Source organism: Protofrankia coriariae, assembly GCF_001017755.1.
GTDB classification, from domain to species: Bacteria; Actinomycetota; Actinomycetes; order Frankiales; family Frankiaceae; genus Protofrankia; species Protofrankia coriariae.
On the sequence record NZ_JWIO01000027.1, the window covers coordinates 30,870 to 47,588 of the forward strand.

19 protein-coding genes and 2 pseudogenes (1 of these 21 cut by a window edge) are annotated in these 16,719 nt (G+C 70.0%); 12 read left to right on the forward strand and 9 right to left on the reverse strand.

Annotation, left to right across the window (positions count from 1 at the left end):
- A protein-coding gene (locus FrCorBMG51_RS34845) for a lytic transglycosylase domain-containing protein (RefSeq protein WP_476742180.1) crosses the window boundary here: on the forward strand, positions 1–180 show its 3' portion. Its footprint begins 378 nt before the window's first position; only the last 180 of its 558 coding nucleotides appear in the window; its start codon lies beyond the left edge, outside the window; the stop codon is at positions 178–180.
- Complete coding sequence (locus FrCorBMG51_RS16055) at positions 96–932, forward strand: hypothetical protein (RefSeq protein WP_047223878.1); 837 nt, start codon at positions 96–98, stop codon at positions 930–932. Before FrCorBMG51_RS34845 ends, FrCorBMG51_RS16055 begins: the two co-directional genes overlap by 85 nt.
- Before the next feature lie 124 nt (positions 933–1,056).
- On the opposite strand, the gene FrCorBMG51_RS16060 is transcribed toward FrCorBMG51_RS16055, so the two are convergent.
- The 3 genes and pseudogenes from FrCorBMG51_RS16060 to FrCorBMG51_RS34850 form a co-directional block, all read right to left on the reverse strand.
- Positions 1,057–1,722, reverse strand: coding sequence for a phosphoribosyltransferase (locus tag FrCorBMG51_RS16060; protein ID WP_086055498.1), 666 nt, complete (start codon positions 1,720–1,722; stop codon positions 1,057–1,059).
- A 98-nt stretch (positions 1,723–1,820) separates the two neighbouring features.
- Complete coding sequence (locus tag FrCorBMG51_RS16065; RefSeq protein ID WP_476742181.1) at positions 1,821–2,444, reverse strand: DUF1918 domain-containing protein; 624 nt, start codon at positions 2,442–2,444, stop codon at positions 1,821–1,823.
- Between the two features lie 39 nt (positions 2,445–2,483).
- Positions 2,484–2,636: pseudogene (locus tag FrCorBMG51_RS34850) on the reverse strand (CBS domain-containing protein); the annotation flags it as partial.
- An 872-nt stretch (positions 2,637–3,508) separates the two neighbouring features.
- Between FrCorBMG51_RS34850 and FrCorBMG51_RS16070 the strand changes: the two are divergent.
- Complete coding sequence (locus tag FrCorBMG51_RS16070; protein WP_047223880.1) at positions 3,509–3,931, forward strand: DUF2795 domain-containing protein; 423 nt, start codon at positions 3,509–3,511, stop codon at positions 3,929–3,931.
- Positions 3,932–4,142: 211 nt separating this feature from the next.
- Here FrCorBMG51_RS16070 and FrCorBMG51_RS16075 read toward each other — a convergent pair whose 3' ends face one another.
- Entirely contained in the window at positions 4,143–4,385 is a 243-nt protein-coding gene (locus FrCorBMG51_RS16075) for an acyl carrier protein (protein WP_013872050.1), read from the reverse strand.
- A 457-nt stretch (positions 4,386–4,842) separates the two neighbouring features.
- On the opposite strand from FrCorBMG51_RS16075, the gene FrCorBMG51_RS16080 reads away from it, so the two are divergent.
- From FrCorBMG51_RS16080 to FrCorBMG51_RS33945, 4 genes and pseudogenes are all read left to right on the forward strand, one after another.
- Positions 4,843–5,784, forward strand: coding sequence for a beta/alpha barrel domain-containing protein (locus FrCorBMG51_RS16080; RefSeq protein ID WP_047223881.1), 942 nt, complete (start codon positions 4,843–4,845; stop codon positions 5,782–5,784).
- 207 nt (positions 5,785–5,991) lie between these two features.
- On the forward strand, positions 5,992–7,770 hold the full coding sequence (locus FrCorBMG51_RS16085) for a RyR domain-containing protein (RefSeq protein WP_047223882.1): 1,779 nt from the start codon (positions 5,992–5,994) through the stop codon (positions 7,768–7,770).
- A 59-nt stretch (positions 7,771–7,829) separates the two neighbouring features.
- The gene (locus FrCorBMG51_RS32620; protein WP_013872047.1) at positions 7,830–7,958 is read left to right on the forward strand and encodes a hypothetical protein; all 129 of its coding nucleotides are present in this window, start codon (positions 7,830–7,832) and stop codon (positions 7,956–7,958) included.
- Positions 7,955–8,466, forward strand: a pseudogene (locus FrCorBMG51_RS33945) (hypothetical protein). The gene FrCorBMG51_RS32620 and the pseudogene FrCorBMG51_RS33945 overlap by 4 nt, the downstream one beginning before the upstream one ends.
- Here the strand turns inward: FrCorBMG51_RS33945 and FrCorBMG51_RS16095 are convergent.
- A complete protein-coding gene (locus FrCorBMG51_RS16095; protein WP_047223883.1) occupies positions 8,451–9,251 on the reverse strand; it encodes a peptidoglycan recognition protein family protein in 801 nt (266 codons plus the stop codon). The pseudogene FrCorBMG51_RS33945 and the gene FrCorBMG51_RS16095 overlap by 16 nt on opposite strands.
- A gap of 113 nt (positions 9,252–9,364) precedes the next feature.
- On the opposite strand from FrCorBMG51_RS16095, the gene FrCorBMG51_RS16100 reads away from it, so the two are divergent.
- Genes FrCorBMG51_RS16100 through FrCorBMG51_RS16110 form a run of 3 tightly spaced genes read left to right on the forward strand, consistent with a single transcriptional unit; the run spans position 9,365 to position 11,267 of the window.
- Positions 9,365–9,772: a cupin domain-containing protein gene (locus FrCorBMG51_RS16100; RefSeq protein WP_235433629.1), complete on the forward strand. Its 408-nt coding sequence runs from the start codon at positions 9,365–9,367 to the stop codon at positions 9,770–9,772.
- A gap of 47 nt (positions 9,773–9,819) precedes the next feature.
- Positions 9,820–10,035 carry an FxSxx-COOH cyclophane-containing RiPP peptide gene (gene fxsA, locus FrCorBMG51_RS16105; RefSeq protein WP_047223884.1) on the forward strand — a complete coding sequence of 72 codons (216 nt, stop codon included), beginning with the start codon at positions 9,820–9,822 and terminating at the stop codon, positions 10,033–10,035.
- On the forward strand, positions 10,035–11,267 hold the full coding sequence (locus tag FrCorBMG51_RS16110) for an FxsB family cyclophane-forming radical SAM/SPASM peptide maturase (protein ID WP_047223885.1): 1,233 nt from the start codon (positions 10,035–10,037) through the stop codon (positions 11,265–11,267). Before fxsA ends, FrCorBMG51_RS16110 begins: the two co-directional genes overlap by 1 nt.
- Before the next feature lie 89 nt (positions 11,268–11,356).
- Here the strand turns inward: FrCorBMG51_RS16110 and FrCorBMG51_RS16115 are convergent, their stop codons facing one another.
- From FrCorBMG51_RS16115 to FrCorBMG51_RS16125, 4 genes are all read right to left on the reverse strand, one after another.
- Positions 11,357–12,298 (reverse strand): HpcH/HpaI aldolase/citrate lyase family protein, encoded by a 942-nt coding sequence (locus FrCorBMG51_RS16115; protein ID WP_047223886.1) that lies wholly within the window; start codon positions 12,296–12,298, stop codon positions 11,357–11,359.
- Positions 12,295–13,407, reverse strand: coding sequence for an HpcH/HpaI aldolase/citrate lyase family protein (locus FrCorBMG51_RS16120; protein WP_047223887.1), 1,113 nt, complete (start codon positions 13,405–13,407; stop codon positions 12,295–12,297). The genes FrCorBMG51_RS16115 and FrCorBMG51_RS16120 overlap by 4 nt, the downstream gene beginning before the upstream one ends.
- A gap of 51 nt (positions 13,408–13,458) precedes the next feature.
- On the reverse strand, positions 13,459–13,608 hold the full coding sequence (locus FrCorBMG51_RS28380) for a hypothetical protein (RefSeq protein WP_157180530.1): 150 nt from the start codon (positions 13,606–13,608) through the stop codon (positions 13,459–13,461).
- A gap of 176 nt (positions 13,609–13,784) precedes the next feature.
- Complete coding sequence (locus FrCorBMG51_RS16125) at positions 13,785–14,603, reverse strand: class I SAM-dependent methyltransferase (protein ID WP_047223888.1); 819 nt, start codon at positions 14,601–14,603, stop codon at positions 13,785–13,787.
- A 310-nt stretch (positions 14,604–14,913) separates the two neighbouring features.
- Here FrCorBMG51_RS16125 and FrCorBMG51_RS16130 point away from each other — a divergent pair, with 310 nt between their 5' ends.
- Together FrCorBMG51_RS16130 and FrCorBMG51_RS16135 are read left to right on the forward strand one after the other, a co-directional pair.
- Complete coding sequence (locus FrCorBMG51_RS16130) at positions 14,914–15,876, forward strand: ABC transporter ATP-binding protein (RefSeq protein ID WP_235433630.1); 963 nt, start codon at positions 14,914–14,916, stop codon at positions 15,874–15,876.
- Positions 15,873–16,715, forward strand: a complete 843-nt coding sequence (locus FrCorBMG51_RS16135; protein WP_200902461.1) for an ABC transporter permease — start codon at positions 15,873–15,875, stop codon at positions 16,713–16,715. Before FrCorBMG51_RS16130 ends, FrCorBMG51_RS16135 begins: the two co-directional genes overlap by 4 nt.
- The last annotated feature ends 4 nt before the right edge of the window (positions 16,716–16,719 follow it).

Genomic DNA, 16,719 nt, shown 5'->3' on the forward strand with positions numbered 1-16,719 from the left:
CGGGTACGCCCGCCGCGATCACGGTCACCCCACGGCCCGAAGTGGACGCGACGCCCGCCCCGGCACCGTCCGCGAGCTGTCCGACGATCACCATCGTGGCCGATTCACCGGCCGCGGCGCCCGCCGACCTCGACCCGGCTGTCACCGGCTACGACGCCCTCGACATCACCGGCGTCCTGAGCACGGCCGGTATCCCCGCCGGCGGGGCACCGGTCAGCGTCCCGATCGACGCGACGCTGTTCGACAGCCGCGGATACCTGATCACCAGCACTCGCACCGTGGTGATCGCGGACGCCCGTGCCGGCACGCCGGCACGCCGGCAGCTCGCCCGCTTCAGCGGGCATGACATCGGCGAAGCGGGCGCGGCCGGTGCCCTCACCGCCCGTCTCACCCCCGAGCCCGCGAGCATCGGCTGCGCGGCGCAACCGGCCACCGCCTTCGACATCACCGGTCTGAACGCCGCGGACTTCGCCGGCTGGAGCACCAGCCCGGCATCCCTGCGTGACCGGCTGGCGCACTACAACCGGCTGGGCCAGATCGACGCGCCTACCACCGACGCGTTGGACGCGCTGATCCCCGGCGCTGTCACCGGCCCCGGGACGCTCACGCCCTTCCTCGACCGGCTCGCCGACGCCACACCCGTCGAGGTCAGCGACGAAGCACGCGACAGGCTCACAAGCATCGCACAACGCCTGAACAACCCACCAGTGCAGCCCATACCGCCGACGCCCGATCCGACGCCAGCGCCCACGTCCGGTCCGCCGTCCGCACCGGCACCGGCACCGGCGGCGCCACCCCCGGCTCCCGCACCGGCCGGTAGCGCTCCCGCATCCGCGTCGACCCCGGCAGCATCCGAGCCGACCAGGACCTCCCCCACGCCACTCACGGATCTGGGAGGCCAGCTGGGCGGACTACTGACAGTATCCAAATGACAGTATCCAAGCCGCTCTGGACCTCCCCCACGCCACCGCCCACCTCGGCCGCGGCCGCATCAGGTGCCCGCCTTCCGTAGGCGAGAAGCATTCGGATGGTGACCTACAGAAAGCCGCCTGGCCGTCATCCGGCGGTCACGGCACGGCGCAGAAGCTCGCGGACCTCGTCATCGGTCGTCTGGGAGAAATCGGCGTAGTACTGGCCGACAGAGAAGAAGGTCGACGGGGTGCGCAGACAGAGCACACCGTCGGCGACGAACCGCATCTGCCGGCACGCCTGCTCCGAAGCCACGGGCACAGCCACGACCACCTGCGCCGGTCCACGCTGGCGGACGGCGTCGACGGCGGCGTACATCGTGGCACCGGTGGCCATCCCATCGTCGATCAGCAGCACCACGCGGCCGGTGACGTCGAGCGCGTCCCGGCCCAGGCGGTAGGCATCCTCCCGGCGGGCGAGCTCACGGCGCTCGGCGGCCACGACCTCGGCGATCGTCTCCTCCCCGATGCCCAGGTTATAGATCACCTGATCGTTGCGGACGAGCGTCCCGCCGCCGGCCAGCGCGCCCATCGCGAGCTCGGCGTGCCCGGGTGCCCCGAGCTTGCGCACCGGGAAGACGTCCAGCCCCGTACCCAGCCGTCGCGCCACCTCGAAGGCGACCGGCACACCGCCTCGTGGCAGCGCGAGGACGACGACGTCGTCACGACCGGCGTATACGGCCAGCTGCCCGGCCAGGGCACGGCCCGCCGCCGGCCGGNCCGCCGCCGGCCGGTCGGCGAACAGGGGATGCACCCGCCACCTCCGTATCAGGGCGGCCTTGTCAGGGCGTCACAGGTGGCATCCGGTGGCGGCGGCCGGCCACCTGTCAGCTTCCGGCCGCCTACCTGCTGCTACCGGCTGCCGTTGCCAGCCCGCTCGCCCGTGGCCGCGGTCGCCGCCTCGGCACGTGGACGCACCTCCGCGTCCGGGCCCGGATAGGTGAAACTGACATGATCGGAATCGGACCAGCTGACCAGGAACGGCGGATCGCCCGAGGGGGAACGCACCTCCAGGATCTCGCCGGACCGCTCCGGCCGGCCCAGCGTCCGCCCGTGGATGACCAGGGTGTCACCGGGGTGGGCCCGCACCAGCCGGCGGGAGGCGATCACTCCGCTGTCGGCGTAGGTGCCGCCGCTACCGGCACCGCTACCGGCACCGCTACCGGCGTAGGTGCCACCGTTGTCGGCGCGGACGGCGCCGTCGCCGGCACGGGCAGCCCCACCCGTGCCCACCGGCGTCCTGCGGTGCCGGGCGATGACCTCCCGGGCAAGGGGACGTACGACGTCCTCGATCCGCCGCGCGTCACGGATGAGGATGTCGTCGATGGAGAGGACCCCGACGATCCGGTCGCTGTCGAGGACGGGCAGCCGCCGCAGTGCGTGATCGCGAAATACCTCATACGCACGGTCGAGCTCCGCGTCAGCGGGCAGGGTGAAGACCTCCGTCGTCATCAGACGATCGACGGATGTCTCCATCGGGACACCACGGGCAACGCCCCGTAACACGATATCACGATCAGTGACAATCCCGACCAGGTGATCGCGATCGTCTGTGACGAGAAGAGCGCCCACCCCGTGGAGGTCCATCTCATGGGCCGCTTCCCCGATCGTCCTGTACCGCCGCACCGTCACCGGTGGCACGCTGGTTACGCTGAGTACGTTCGCCATCGAGACTCACCTCCCAGGCCGCACGCCTTCCCAGGGCCACAAGCCCGCGAGGTCGGTTCGCGAGCCCGCGCGGGCATGCCGTTTCTCCGCTTCCCCGTCTTCTTCGTTTCCTCGTCACTTCCTCGTCGTCTTCTCCACTTCCCCGTCCAGCGTGCCCGGCACACCCGCACAGCCGCTCTTTCGGACGAAACCGGAGAACGCATGATCGTGATGTTCACGGCTGGGATCCGCGGACCGCTTCCGGAGCCGCCCGCGGCCAGCCCCGGCCCCCCGGCTCCTCGGGTCCCTCCTCTGGTACTTGGACCTCTGCTACTTGGACGATTCGAGATGCCGTGTCCGTGGAAGGTGGCAGGAGTCGACCGATACGGCAACCAGCCCCGGCCGCCCGCCACGTCCCGATCATCGATCGTTTCGTCCCCACGGAGGACGCATCATGATCTTAGTTGTCACGCACGGCAATCCGTCCTCCTCGCGGCTGTCCTCCTCGTGGTCGGCATCCGGCCCGTCCACCGCCCGGCCCGTGCCCGCACCCGCCAACCCCCCGCCGTCTCCCGGACCGATGCCGACAGCTGATCCGACGCCGGCGCCGACGCCTGGTCCGGTGCCGAGGCCGGGCCCGGACGTCCCACGGCCTGGCCCCGGCCCAGACGTTCCGAGGCCTGGCCCCGGGCCCGCCCCGCCGGTTCCCGGCCCCGATCTGCCCGGCCCGGGCCCAGGGCCCGACCTGCCAGGTCCCGGCCCCGGCCCTGACCTCCCACCGCCCGGCCCCGGCATCCTTCCGCCGGACTCGCGGCCCAGCGGTCGGCACCGGCCGGGACGGCGGTAACCACAGGAACCACCCGAGGAACGCGATCAACAACAGGAGCACGACGATGTCGATGCAGCGCGGCAGCACCAAGCACGGCCCCGCCAAGGACGACAACCTCGCCCAGGAAGTGGACGGGATCGTGCGGGCGCGGCGGGACACGCGCACCGAGGAATGGCGCTCCGCGGAACCTCCCGGCGAGGATCAGCCCCAGGTTGCGGTGATCCCGGAACGGCCGGCGAGCGAGGCTGCCGCCAGCACGGACCCCACCGCGGCGGTCGAGGCGCGCTCCGAACTCGCCCGGTGGTTCGACCGCCACGACTTCCCCGCTCGAGCCGCTCAGCTCGCCTACGTGCTGCGTGGCCGTAACGCGCCGGAACAGCTCGTCGAAAGGCTCGCCGCCCGCCCCAAGCGGGAGCAGTACGACTCGTTCGGCCATCTGTGGCGGGCCCTGCACGGCGGCGAGGACGTCGAGGCCGTGCGCTTCTGATCCCAGCACTTTTCAGCGGGACGAGGACGGGCCCCGGCCACCGGACGGGAAATCCGAACGGGCCAGCTCCCGCATGGGCCTCGGCTGCCGGACCGGGGCTCTCAGGCGGGCTCCGGTCCGGCAGCCGAGCAGGGGCGTCGGGTGGAGCCCGGATGAGCCGGATGAGCCCGGCCTACCGCGCCGAACGACCTCGCACGCCCCCGACGGTCCCTCAGCGGACGATCGAGCCGGCCGGCGCGTGACCGGACAACCGGGACAGGTAACGATGGCACGCGACCGCGCGCTCGGCGTCCTGTTCCAGGACGGTCCGGAAGAAATCGGCTATCTCCGGCTGCCCCTCCTCATTCGCGTCACGGATGTACTGTTCGTATTCACGGCCCCCTTTGAGGGCGTGATACTGCACCGAGATAAGATCGTGGACGACGTCACTGAATCCTGTTCCGCCGGTCGCCATCGTCGGCCTTCTTTCCGTGTCGGTCGTATCTTCCCTGGTATCAGCCGCCGTCACCGGACCCCACGACCAGTGGCACCGGTGGATGCGGTGGGTACCGGTGACGCCGACCGGCGCCGGGCCGCCACAGCGCGGTGCGGCCGACCCTTTCTTCTTCGACAGCCGTCGGGGAGGCCAAACGTGGGCCGGCGCCGAATCCTGGTCGCGAACAGGCACCAGGCTGGAACAGGGCGTGTGGTGCAGCGGCAGGTGACCCCGCCCCGGNNNNGGCAGGTGACCCCGCCCCGGACACGCCCCGGAAGTGGCCCACGACCCAGCGGAAAACACCCGATACATGACACGGTGGGCATATCGAACATAACGGCCGCGATCCGCGCACCACGTCCAGGAACAGGAATTCGATACTGTCTCCTGGAGAAGGCGAACCACATCGGAAACGCGGATCTCTGGAAGGGTGGCCGTGGCAGCGCTGTGCGGAGTCGAACTTGAGCATCCGCTGATGAACGCCGCGGGCACGTGCAAGAGCCTTGACGAGGTGAGCGCGCTCGCCCGCAGCGCGGTGTCCGCGGTCGTCGTCGGCTCCATCACGCTGCGGGCGCGCACCGGGAACGGGGGCAACGTCTACTATCCGGGGGATTTCTTCTCACTCAACGCGCTCGGCCTGCCCAATCCGGGGCTTGCGTACTACCGCGAACACCTGCCAGCGATGATCTCGATGGCGCATGCCGCCGGTAAGCCACTCGTCGTGAGTATCGCCGGATTCAGCGAGGCCGAGTACGCAATCGCCGCCCATGACGTGGCACTCGCCGGCGTCGACATCATCGAACTCAACCTGGCCTGCCCGAACGTCTGGGACGACGGCAGGCAGAAACGCATCGCGTGTTTCGACAACGACCGGACCGAGGCCATCTGCGCCCAGGTGGGCCAGGCGCTCGCCGCGGCCGCGTCCACCGCCACCGGTGGCAGCGAAGATCGCCAGCCGCCGCCCTTCGGCATAAAGATCTCCCCGTTCTCGGACCCGGCCGGGTTGGCCGCGCTGGCGGACCTGGTGGCGAGACTGTCCGGCACACCGCGGGGCCCGCGGTTCGTCTGCGCGGTCAACACCTTCCCGAACGCCTTTGCCCTGGACGAGGCGAACCGGCCGGTGATCGACGTCGAACTGGCCGGGCTCGCGGGTGCCGCGCTGCGGCCCGTGGCACTCGGCCAGGTACGCCAGCTGCGGCGGCTGCTGCCGGAGACGGTAGAGCTGATCGGCGTGGGCGGGGTGTCCCGCGGCCGCGACATCGCCGACTTCCTGTGCGCCGGGGCAACGACGGTGCAGGCCGCCACCGCCTTCTGGAACCGCAACGGCGATGCCGGGGTCTTCGGCGACATCCTCACCGACTACGTCGATCTTTTCTAGACGCTCTGTTCCAGCTAGACGATCTTCTCGCGGCCGTGTCCGGTGGATTGATGGCCGGCGCGGGCGATGAGCCCCGGGCGGATCCCGCTCCCGGTCGCCCGCGGTGCAAGAATCCGGTGAGAGGTGTGAATCCGGTGGAACCGCATTGGAGAAAAACGACGGTGACACCGGTACGGGCCGCGCCGACACGGGAGCGGGAACAACGACGTGACAGGGATTCCGGACGAACGGGCCGGCGGCGGCCGGGCCCTGTGGCTGATGTTCGCGGTGCTTTTTCTGGTGGCGGCCTTCCTGGGTGCGTGGGGCCTGACCCAGCTCGACCAGCCCGACTCGCGGTGCCCCCCGCCGGACACCCGGGCCTGCCGCTACCCGGCCGCCGACATCGCCTACTTCGACGCGCAGCTCTTTCTGCTGGCTTCCGAACCGCTACAGGACGGCGGCCCTTTCCCGCTGCCGCTGGAGGTCGCCCGGTTCCTGGCACCGTTCGCCACCGCGTACGGCGTGACGGCGTCGGTGTGGAACATCCTTGTCGACCGGCGTCACCGGCGCGCGGCGCGGCGGGCCCAGGAGCACGCTGTCGTCGTCGGCGACGACCCGTTCGCCCTGACCATCACCACCGCGCTGCGCGCCGCCGGCACCGCGGTGATCCGCGTCACCGGCGACGCCGACCAGCACGCCCAGGGTCTCGTCGTGGTCGGTGACGCCTGGAAACCGGCGACACTGCGCGCCGCCGGTGTGCCCAGGGCCACGACCGTGTACGCGTGCCTCGCGGACAACGCCGCCAACGCGGCCGTGGTGGCGGCCGTGGCCGCGCTCACCGGCGAGGAAGGCGACCATCCCGAACCACTCGCCTGCTACGCGCGTATTAGCGACGGTGAGCTCGCGCTCGCGCTGAAGGCACGCCGGCTCGGGCTCTCCGCGGGATCGGGTTTCCGGCTGGATTTCTTCACCCCGGAGGAAATCGCCGCCCGCAAGCTCGCCACCCACATTCTCGAGCCCCATCTCGGTACCGGCGACCCGCTGCCCTCGGTGGCGATCGTCGGGCTCGGCCCGTTCGGGCGCGCGCTGATCGTCGCACTGGCCCGGCTGTGGCGGGTCCGCAGCGGTGCCCCTCTGTTACCGCTGGTGCTGGTGGACAGGCACGCGTCAGCGCAGCTCGCCGAACTGCGCACGCGCTACCCACCGGTCGCGGCGCACTGCGCCCCCCGTGTCAGGGACGAGCCCGCGACGACCGTCGATCTCGGAACCGTCCTGCCCGAGCCCCCGTCAGCGGGCGCGTCGGGCGACGCGGGCACGCTCGGCATCCGGCACCTGGTGCTGTGCGACCAGAACGAGGACACCGTCCTGCCCCGCGCGTTGAACACCACCCGCAACACCGTGGACGTCGGCCAGATCGTTACTGTGTGTACAGGGCAGCGGACGGCCCTCGGCGACCTGCTCAACCCCCGGCTGCTCGACTCCGCGCCGGGCGAGGTACGGATCTTCGCGATCACCGACGAGGCAGCGGAGCCCGACGAGCTGCGCAACGACACGTTGACGGTCCTGGCCCGCGCCATCCACGAGCAGTATCTCATCGACGAGCAGGCAAAAGGACGCACCATCGGCAGCGCCGAGCCCATGGAGCTCTGGGACGACCTCCGCGACGACCTGCGCGCGGCGAACTACCGGCAGGCCGAGGACATCGGCGTGAAACTCGGAAAAATCAGCGCGGTCGTCGTCCCGATGACCGACCCGCCGACGGACTTCTCCTTCACCCCGGCCGAGATCGACCTGCTCGCCCGGCACGAGCACGAACGCTGGTGCGCGGAACGGCGCGGCCAGGGCTGGACGTTCGCCCCGGTCCGCGACGACAGCCGCCGACGGCACAACCTGCTGGTCGACTGGCTGGATCTCCCGGACGACCAGCGCGCCAAGGCCATCGCGACCGTCCGCCACCTGCCAGCGCTCCTGGCCGACCACGGCCTACAGATCCTGCGCCTGGGTTGAGAGACCGGCGGGGACGGCAGGGAATTGACCGACGCGGCGGGGCGAGGGAACGTTGATGTATGTCAAATGTGGGTGAGCCGCTGCGGATCGTCGAGGACGAACCGATCTCCTGGCCGGAGCAGGAACCGTTGACACTGCCCGAACCGACTGAACCGGCCGAGACCGAGCCGGTGCCGGCCGGCAGGTGAGCGTCATCGGCTGGCGCCAGTGGGCGGTGGACGGCGCGGGCCGGCTGCGCCCGGCGTGGACGCCGTGGTCGCCGTTCCCGACCGACCTGCTGCTGTGGTATCCCGACGGCCTGACCAGGGCGCTCTGCCTGCGTGGCGTGCGGGACGACTTCGGCGGCCAGCCCTCTTCGGCGTCTTTGGCGGCGTCTTTGACGCCGCATCCGCGGATGCCGGGCGAGGCCTGTGCCTGCGGGTTGTACGGCTGGCTGTCGGCGCGGGAGCTCGCAGCCGCGGCCACCCCGAGGTGGACGTCCCGGCCGATCGTCGTCGGCGCGGCCCGCCTCGGCGGCCGNGCGGCCGTCTTGTCGTCAGCGAACGCGGGTACCGGGCTCAGCTCGGCTATCCGGTGGCCGTTGTCGACCCCGACGGTGTGGTGTCCTCCGCTTACTCGGTGGCCCGTTACCGTACCTGGGGCGCGCTCGTCGCCGAATGGGACCAATCGGCCGACTGGGATCAACCGGTGAAATAGGAATTACGAGCAGCAGCGAACGCCCGGTCGGTGGCCGGGCCCCAGACGCCGTCCACGCCCACTTCGAGGATGGACTGGATCGTCCGCACCGTCGCGACGTACGCGGCCTGCGACCGGGGGCCCCAGGCGCCGTCGACGGTCGTGCCGACCGCGGCCTGCTCGGCGCGGGTGTGCTGGTTGGCCCGGACCGCGGCCAGCGCCGCGTCGGTGGCCGGCCCCCAGACACCGTCCGCGGCCACATGCACCGCGTGTTGCAGAGCCACCACCTTGGGCTGCGTGGGCGACGCCGAGCCGCCGACGATCTGCGCTGCCCGCACAACGATCTGCTGACGTTGACCGGCTCGGATGGCCCCCGGGCAGCCCGGATGATTACCCCAGGCAAGCTTGCCGGCGCCATGAGTGATCAGCCCGGACTGGCCGGGGGTATCCGTCACCGCCAGTGCCCAACCGAAGGCGCGCACCCCGTCGGCGTAGGCGACGGCCACGCTCTCGATCTGCTCGGGAGTCAGCGCCTCGGTGTCGAAGCCCTCGGTTTCGATCGAGTTGTAGGTGCCGTTCCCCGCGAGCTGCGCCCACGCCCGGACATCCGAGGGCACGTACTGCTCGCGCTGCCCGGCCTTGCCCGCCCATAAGTTCGACGACACCTGAGATCGCGGATCGTTGAACCAGTTGAACTGGGAACCGTTACCCTGTGCGACGTGCAGAACGAGGCCGATCGGACGGATCGTGTCACCGGCGGTGTTGCGGACCGGCCGATACTGGAAGCCCTGAACGATGTGCGCCACGGCCGTATCTTAAACCGGCAGGCCGGAGCGCTATCAACCAGGTTCCCCATTCGCGGCCACCGAGCCCATGCCGCAGCCCCTTCCAGTTACCCAATACGCGGTACCGTCAATTCATGCACGTGCCCGTTACCGCTGGTACGGCTCTCCCCCATGATGTCGAGGCAACGCTTGTCCAGCAGGGACTGCGCCCGTACCGCTGGTCCGCCGGGCCGGGCGAGATCTTTGACGAGCACACCCACGCCCAGCACAAGGTGCTGTTCTGCGTCGACGGAAAGATCATTTTTCGGGTGGGTGGAACCGACTGGCCGATGCGCCCAGGCGACCGGCTCGACCTGCCCGCGAACACCCNTCGACCTGCCCGCGAACACCCGCCACGAAGCCGTCGCGGGACCCGCCGGCGTCACCTGCGTGGAGGCGTTCCTGCCAGTCACCGGGCCGCAGCCTGGCGACGTCTCCGTTTGAGAGCCCGCCAGCCGCAACCCCGTCCGCATTCCGACGAATCCGTCCCGACAATCTTCTGACTACGTTAGATTGGTGCGCCAGGTGCACCAATTGAAGAGGATGCCGGATGAGCGACGCACTCCACGCCGAGCCAGGCCCCGTCGATCCGCCCAGAACCGATCTTTCCCGGCTCACGACGCTCGACGATTCGGCCCTGGGGCACGCCCTGCGGCGCGTCCTACGCGAAACCACGGACCCACACACCGTCATCGCGGGCTTCAACAGCTTCAGCTCGGACCCCACCAGAAGGCACAGCAACAGAGGTCCGCTGCCGCACCTGTAATGGCTGGACACGGCCACCAGGATCGTCCCGGAGAGCGGCCCGGAAACATTCTGGACGTGTCCGCGCTTCGGAACACCGACTGGCGGCCTGTACCTTTCAGGCAGTTTGTTCCTAAAGTACACAGCCGTTGCAGTCTTGCCTGTGACTACTGCTACGTCTACCAGATGGCGGATCAGACCTGGCGCTCCCAGCCGGTCACCATGCCCCGGTCGACGGCTGCCAGCGCCATCGATCGCATCGCCGAACATGCCAGCAGCCACCATCTCCCGCTGATACACGTCATCCTGCACGGTGGTGAGCCGCTGCTCGCCGGCAGGGAGTTCATCTCCTACCTGGCAACCACGTTGTGCGAGGCCCTTCCAGTCGGCACAGTCGTCGAATCCGGCGTACAGACCAACGCCGTCCTGCTGAACGAGGACCTCCTCCAGGTATTCCTCGAACACCAGATAGGTGTCGGCGTCAGCCTGGACGGCACCCGAGAGGCACACGACCGTCACCGCCGTCATCCGAACGGCAGAGGAAGCCACCGGGAGGTCGCCCGCGCGCTGCGGCTGTTGGGTACCGAGCCCTACCGCGAGCTGTTCACGGGACTGCTGTGCACCATCGACATCGACACGGATCCGCTTGTCGCCTACGAGGAGCTTCTCGAGTTCAACCCACCAATGATCGACTTCCTGCTGCCACACGGCAACTGGACCGACCCACCGCCTCAGCGGGCCGGCGACAGCCAGTCGACCCCGTATTCCGACTGGCTTGTCCCGTTGTTCGACCGATGGTATTCGGCGGCCAGCCAGGAAACCAACATCCGCCTGTTCGGCGAAATCCTGGCTCTCGTGCTGGGTGGCGCCAGCCACAGCGAGGCAATCGGCCTCACCGCCGCTACTCTGCTCGTCATCGAGACCGACGGAGCGATCGAGCAGGTCGACACCCTGAAATCCACCTACCCGGGCGCCGCGGCAACCGGGCTGCACATAACCGACCACCCCTTCGACGCCGCGTTGGCGCACCCGGCCATCGTGGCCCGGCAGATCGGCCTTGCCGCGCTCGCCGACACCTGCCAGGGCTGCACCGTCCGGGACATCTGCGGCGGTGGTTACTACCCCCACCGCTATCGCGCGGGAGCAGGCTTCCGCAACCCGTCCGTCTACTGCCCGGACCTGCTGGCCCTGATCCGACACATCCGCACTCGGGTCCACGGCGACCTTCAGCGGTTACAACGGCAGATCCACTGACGGCTCTCGCGACTCGGTCGGATCCCGCGGACGGGTGGGCGCGGCAGAAAGCGGTAGCACGATGCGGCAGACGGCGGGGCGCGGGGCGGTTATCCGGGGGGTGCGGGGGAGGAGGTTTCGCGTTCCAGGGTGGTGATCGCTTCGCTGACGGCGAGGATGCGCTGCGCGTTGCGGACGTGCAGGTTCTCGATCATCCGGCCGTTCACCGTGGCGACGCCGCGGCCGGAGGCCAGCGCCTCCTCCCAGGCCGCGAGGATGTTCCTGGACTCCTCGACCTGGGCCTCGGTGGGCGCGAACACCCGGTTGCAGGGCTCGACCTGGCCAGGATGGATCAGCGTCTTGCCGTCGAAGCCCAGCTGTCGGCCCTGGACACACTCCGCCTCGAAGCCGTCGAGGTCACGGATGTTGTTGAACACCCCGTCCAGGATGGCGATACCGGCGGCCCTGGCGGCGAGCAGACACAGCCCGAGCCCGGTCAGCAGCGGCGCCCGGCCCGGCACGTGCTCGGCGTGCAGCTCGTTGGCCAGGTCGTTCGTGCCCATGACGAAGACGGCGAGGCGCTGCGAGGAACGCGCGATCTCCTCGATGTGCAGCATCGCGACCGGGGTCTCGACCATCGCCCAGATCCGGGTGTGATCCGGCGCGCCGGCTGCCTCCAGGCCCTTCTCGACCGCGTGCACGTCCCGCGCGGAACCGACCTTCGGCACGACCACCGCGTCCGGGCCGGCCTGGGCCGCCGCGCGCAGGTCGTCGGCGTGCCAGCGGGTGTCCAGCGCGTTGACCCGGATGGTCACCTCGCGGCTGCCGTAGACCCCGTCCGCGACCTTCGCGCCGGCCCGCTCCCGGGCGGCGTCCTTGGCGTCCGGGGCGACAGCGTCCTCAAGGTCGAGGATGAGCGCGTCCGCAGGGATGCTTCTGGCCTTCTCCAGCGCCCGCTCGTTCGCGGCGGGCATGTACAGGACCGACCGGCGCGGGCGGTAGGCCGCCGAGTCGGCCGAGCCGGCCGTCAGGTCACCGTTCACGCCGCTCATCGGGCCGCCACCTGCTCGGCGGCGTCGGCTGGAGCTGCGTCGGCCGGGGCGGCGTCGGTGAAACCGTACGCCTCGACCAGCCGCGGATCGCGCGCGGCAAGGGTCCGGGCCAGGTCCAGGACCACTCTGCACTGCTTGACCGAGGCGTCGTCCTGCATCTTTCCGTCGACCATCACCGCTCCGGTTCCGTCCCCCATTGTCTCGATGACCCGCCGGGCCCAGGCGACCTCGGCCGGCTCCGGGCTGAAGACCCGCTTCGCGATGTCGATCTGCACCGGGTGCAGGCTCCACGCGCCGACGCAGCCGAGCAGGAAGGCGTTGCGGAACTGGTCCTCGCAGGCCACGACGTCCTTGATGTCTCCGAACGGCCCGTAGTACGGCAGGATGCCGTTCGCCACGCAGGCGTCCACCATCCGGGCGAGGGTGTAGTGCCACAGGTCCTGCTGGTAGCTCGGGCGCGGCGCGTCCGGGTCGGTCGGGGACGGGTCGGCCCGGACGAGATATCCGGGGTGGCCGCCGCCGACCCGGGTCGTCTTCATCCGCCGGTCGGCGGCGAGGTCCGCGGGCCCGAGCGACAGGCCCTGCATGCGGGGGCTCGCCGCGCCGATCTCCTCGACGTTGGCGACACCGCGCGCGGTCTCCAGGATCGCGTGGACGAGCAGCGGGCGGGTCAGCCCCGCCTTCGCCTCAAGCTGGGCGAGCAGCCGGTCGACATAGTGGATGTCCTCCGGCCCCTCGACCTTGGGCACCATGATGACGTCCAGCTTGTGGCCGATGGCCGGGACGAGGGTCAGCAGGTCGTCGAGGCCCCATGGCGAGTCGAGGCTGTTCACCCGCGTCCACAGCTGGGTGTCGCCGAACTCCGTCGCCGTGGCGAGCTTCACCAGCCCCTCGCGGGCTTCGATCTTGCTGTCGGCCCGGACGCCGTCCTCGAGGTTGCCCAGGATCACGTCGATGCGGGGAAGGATGTCCGGGACCTTCGAGGCCATCTTCGTGTTGCTCGGGTCGAAGAAATGGATCACACGGGAGGGGGCTCGTGGGAGCTCTCGCAGGGGCGCCGGCGCTCCCACCGCGAGCGGGGCGAAGAAGTCCCTCGGGTTACGAGGCATCTGGCTTGTCTCCCGTCGGCTGCTTGTCTCCCGTTGGCGTAGCCGGCCCGGTCACGCGGGCAGCTTGGTCAGTATCCCGGCAGCGGCCCCCGCAAGCATCTTGTCCGTGACACCCGCGATGAGCCACCGGTCATGGCAGGCATGGGACGCAGCCGACACACCGCACACCGGCTTGCGGGGCAGCTTGCGGGACGCGGCCACGGGCCGTTCCTGACGACCGCATGGCCACCCCTGGCGACACGGCCACCCGGGGCGCGGCTTCGCGTTCCCAGCGGCCGCAGATGCCCGGCGGCCCCGGCCCCGGATGCCCGGCAACTCCAGGCGGCCAGTGACCCCGGATGCCGGCGACCCGGATACCCAGCGCGGCTCCGGAATGCTCAGTAACGCGACTCCGAGGCGGTGACGACCACCATGGACGGGGCCCACCAGTAGCTGCAGTCCGGCGGTGGCCGCAGCCCGTCCACGACCTGCATGCGGATGGTCCGGAAATAGCGCAGGAGGGATCGCTGATGGCGCCGGGAGAGGGAGTCGATCTCGTTCGAGTAATAGGTGAACGAACCGCCCTCGGTAAGATGTTCGGCAGCCGCCGGGAAGAAGTGCTCGGCATAGGTCGAGCCGCCCAGGAAATGGGACGCGAACTCATTCTCGTCCAACGGGTAGGTGTCGAAGAAGATACCGTCGAACCGCCCGAGTGAGTCGATGGCGTCCTGCCATCTGCCGAACACGATCTCCGTGTTCTCGTGGCCGGGCGCGCGGCTCCACTCCACGGCTGTCTCGAACACCTGCGGATTCGCCTCCACGATCGTGTGGCGCGCGGGCCGGTACTCCTGGATGTAGCCAGCGGAAATACCCAGGCCGAAACCGATCTCCAGGACCGAACGGCCGGGGCCGGAGACCTGGTCGGCCATGGCCTTCATCAGCGGCTTCTCCCAGGTCTGCATGACCTGCTGGCCGGAGACGAGCAGCGAACCGTTGACAATCGTGGGAGCCGCGGCGTCGACCGGTTCCACAATATCCGGCCGGGGGGCGCCGGAAACCATGTTCTCGGCTGCCGCGTCCAGCGCCGTCAGGTCGGATACGAGCTCGTCGAGAGCCCGCCCGAGCAACCAGTTCCGCGGCTGCTCCGACAATGGCGCGAGCAGCGATTCCGATATCTCGGAGAGTGATGCGTCGAACTTGTTGGTGTGCCTGAGCACATTGGCCTCCCGGTACCGACGAGCGGATGACGGTGGCCATCAATGTAGCGCAGGAACCAGCGGTGGGAGCCTGCTCCACGGGGTCCTTTCGAGCCCGGCGGCGGCATGTTCCGCCGGGCACCCGGCGCCGGGTGCCACGGGTGTGGCCACACGGCGCCCGACGGCGACGACTACGGCATACGGTCGCCACCTGGGTGCGGCGTCCAGAAAACACGCACGGCGCCCCGGGGCGGAATTCCGGCCGGCCGCCCGGCATCCGCCGGCGAAAAATCAGATGAGAACCGAGCGCGTCCGACCTATGGTCCACGGTATGCCCCTGCCTCGTACGGAGACCCTGGCCACGACCACCGGGCCCGGGGATCAGCCAGGCGAATCCGCGATCTCGATGAGAAATGTGGTGAAAAGGTACGGGGAGGTGGCCGCGGTCGACGGCCTCGACCTCGACGTCCCCGTCGGCGTGTGCCTGGGCCTGCTCGGGCCCAACGGCGCCGGCAAGTCCACCACGATGCGGATGCTGACCGCCCAGTCGATCGCCGACACCGGCCGGATCAACGTCCTCGGGTACGACGTGCCGCGCGCGTCGAAGCAGGCCAGAGCCGCGATGGGAGTGGTACCGCAGGAGGACAACCTCGATACGGAGCTGACCGCCCGGCAGAACCTCGCCGTGTTCGCCCGGCTGTACCGGGTACCCGCCCGCCGGCGCCGGGCCGCGGTCGAGCAGGCCCTCGCGCTGGCGCAGCTGAACGACCGGGCCGACACGGTGACCGAGAAACTCTCCGGTGGCATGCGACGACGGCTGCTGATCGCCAGGGCGCTCGTGCACCGCCCCCGGCTCGTCCTGCTCGACGAGCCAACCGTCGGGCTCGACCCACAGGTCCGCCAGGAGCTGTGGAGCCTGATCGCCGGGCTCGGCGCGGACGGCGTGACCGTGCTGATGTCGACCCACTACATCGAGGAGGCGGAGCGGCTCGCCCAGGACGTCGCCATCATGTCGCGCGGCCGGGTGATCGCACGGGATACGCCCGCCCGTCTCATCGACGCGCACGCCGGGCGGACCGCGGCGGAGTACTACGGCCCGCCGCCGAAGCTGGCCGAGATCGCGGCGCGGGCGGAGGCCGCGGGCTTCACCACCCGCCGGACCGGGCCGTCCGTGTCCGTGCTGCGCGCCGAGAACATGCCCGCCGAGCTGGACGACCGGCTCGGGATCGGGGTCCGACGCGCGGCGACGCTGGAGGACGTGTTCGTCGCTCTCACCGGGGAACGGGTCGAATGAGCACCACGGACGATGCCGGGGCAAACACAACCGGGGCAAACACAACGGGCGGGACGGGCGAGACGCGCCGGCTGCGGCGGATCGAACCGGCCGCCCTGGCGGGAGTGATCACGCACGACATCACCCTGTTCCGGCGCTACTGGCCGTCCACCAGCTTCTCCGCCGTGGTGGAGCCGACGATCTACCTGCTGGCCTTCGGCTGGGGGTTCGGCTCGCTGGTGTCCGTGGTGGCCGGCTATCGGTACGTGGAGTTCCTCGGCACCGGCGTGGTGGCGAGCGCGGTGCTGTTCGCCTCGGCCTTCGCCAGCATGTTCCAGACGTTCGTCCGGCGGACCTACCAGAAGCTCTACGGAGCCGTCCTGGCCGCTCCCGTCGACGTACCCGAGATCGTCCTCGGGGAGGCGCTGTGGATCGCAGCCAAGGCCGGGGTCTACGGATGCGCGCCGTTGCTGGTGGCGATCGCGTTCGGCCTGGATCCGACGCCCGGAATGCTCGTGATCCCGTTCGTCGGATTCCTCACCGGGCTCGGCTTCGGCCTGTTCGGGATATGGACGTCCGCGCTGGTGCCGTCCATCGACAGCTTCAGTTACATCATCTCAGGGGTGCTGACGCCGCTGTTCCTCGTCGCGGGCACGTTCTTCCCGGTGAGCGAGCTACCGGGCTGGGCGCGGGCTCTCAGCTGGGCCAACCCGCTCTACCACTGCGTGGAGCTGGTGCGCGACGCGGCATTCGGGTTCGCCCCGCTCGCCGACCTCGGGCACCTGGGGGCGCTGGGGGTGTTCGCGGGGATCATGTGGCTGCTCGCGGTCCGCTCCATGCGCCGCCGGCTCATCGACTGACGAG

Coding starts and splice junctions, on each gene's coding strand:
- FrCorBMG51_RS32620 (WP_013872047.1), top strand. CDS start 7,830: ATGTCAAATGTGGGTGAGCCGCTGCGGATCGTCGAGGACGAACCGATC.
- FrCorBMG51_RS16130 (WP_235433630.1), top strand. CDS start 14,914: ATGCCCCTGCCTCGTACGGAGACCCTGGCCACGACCACCGGGCCCGGG.
- fxsA (WP_047223884.1), top strand. CDS start 9,820: ATGAGCGACGCACTCCACGCCGAGCCAGGCCCCGTCGATCCGCCCAGA.
- FrCorBMG51_RS16075 (WP_013872050.1), bottom strand. CDS start 4,385: ATGGCGACCGGCGGAACAGGATTCAGTGACGTCGTCCACGATCTTATC.
- FrCorBMG51_RS16065 (WP_476742181.1), bottom strand. CDS start 2,444: ATGGAGACATCCGTCGATCGTCTGATGACGACGGAGGTCTTCACCCTG.
- FrCorBMG51_RS16070 (WP_047223880.1), top strand. CDS start 3,509: ATGTCGATGCAGCGCGGCAGCACCAAGCACGGCCCCGCCAAGGACGAC.
- FrCorBMG51_RS16115 (WP_047223886.1), bottom strand. CDS start 12,298: ATGAGCGGCGTGAACGGTGACCTGACGGCCGGCTCGGCCGACTCGGCG.
- FrCorBMG51_RS16110 (WP_047223885.1), top strand. CDS start 10,035: ATGGCTGGACACGGCCACCAGGATCGTCCCGGAGAGCGGCCCGGAAAC.
- FrCorBMG51_RS16135 (WP_200902461.1), top strand. CDS start 15,873: ATGAGCACCACGGACGATGCCGGGGCAAACACAACCGGGGCAAACACA.
- FrCorBMG51_RS16120 (WP_047223887.1), bottom strand. CDS start 13,407: ATGCCTCGTAACCCGAGGGACTTCTTCGCCCCGCTCGCGGTGGGAGCG.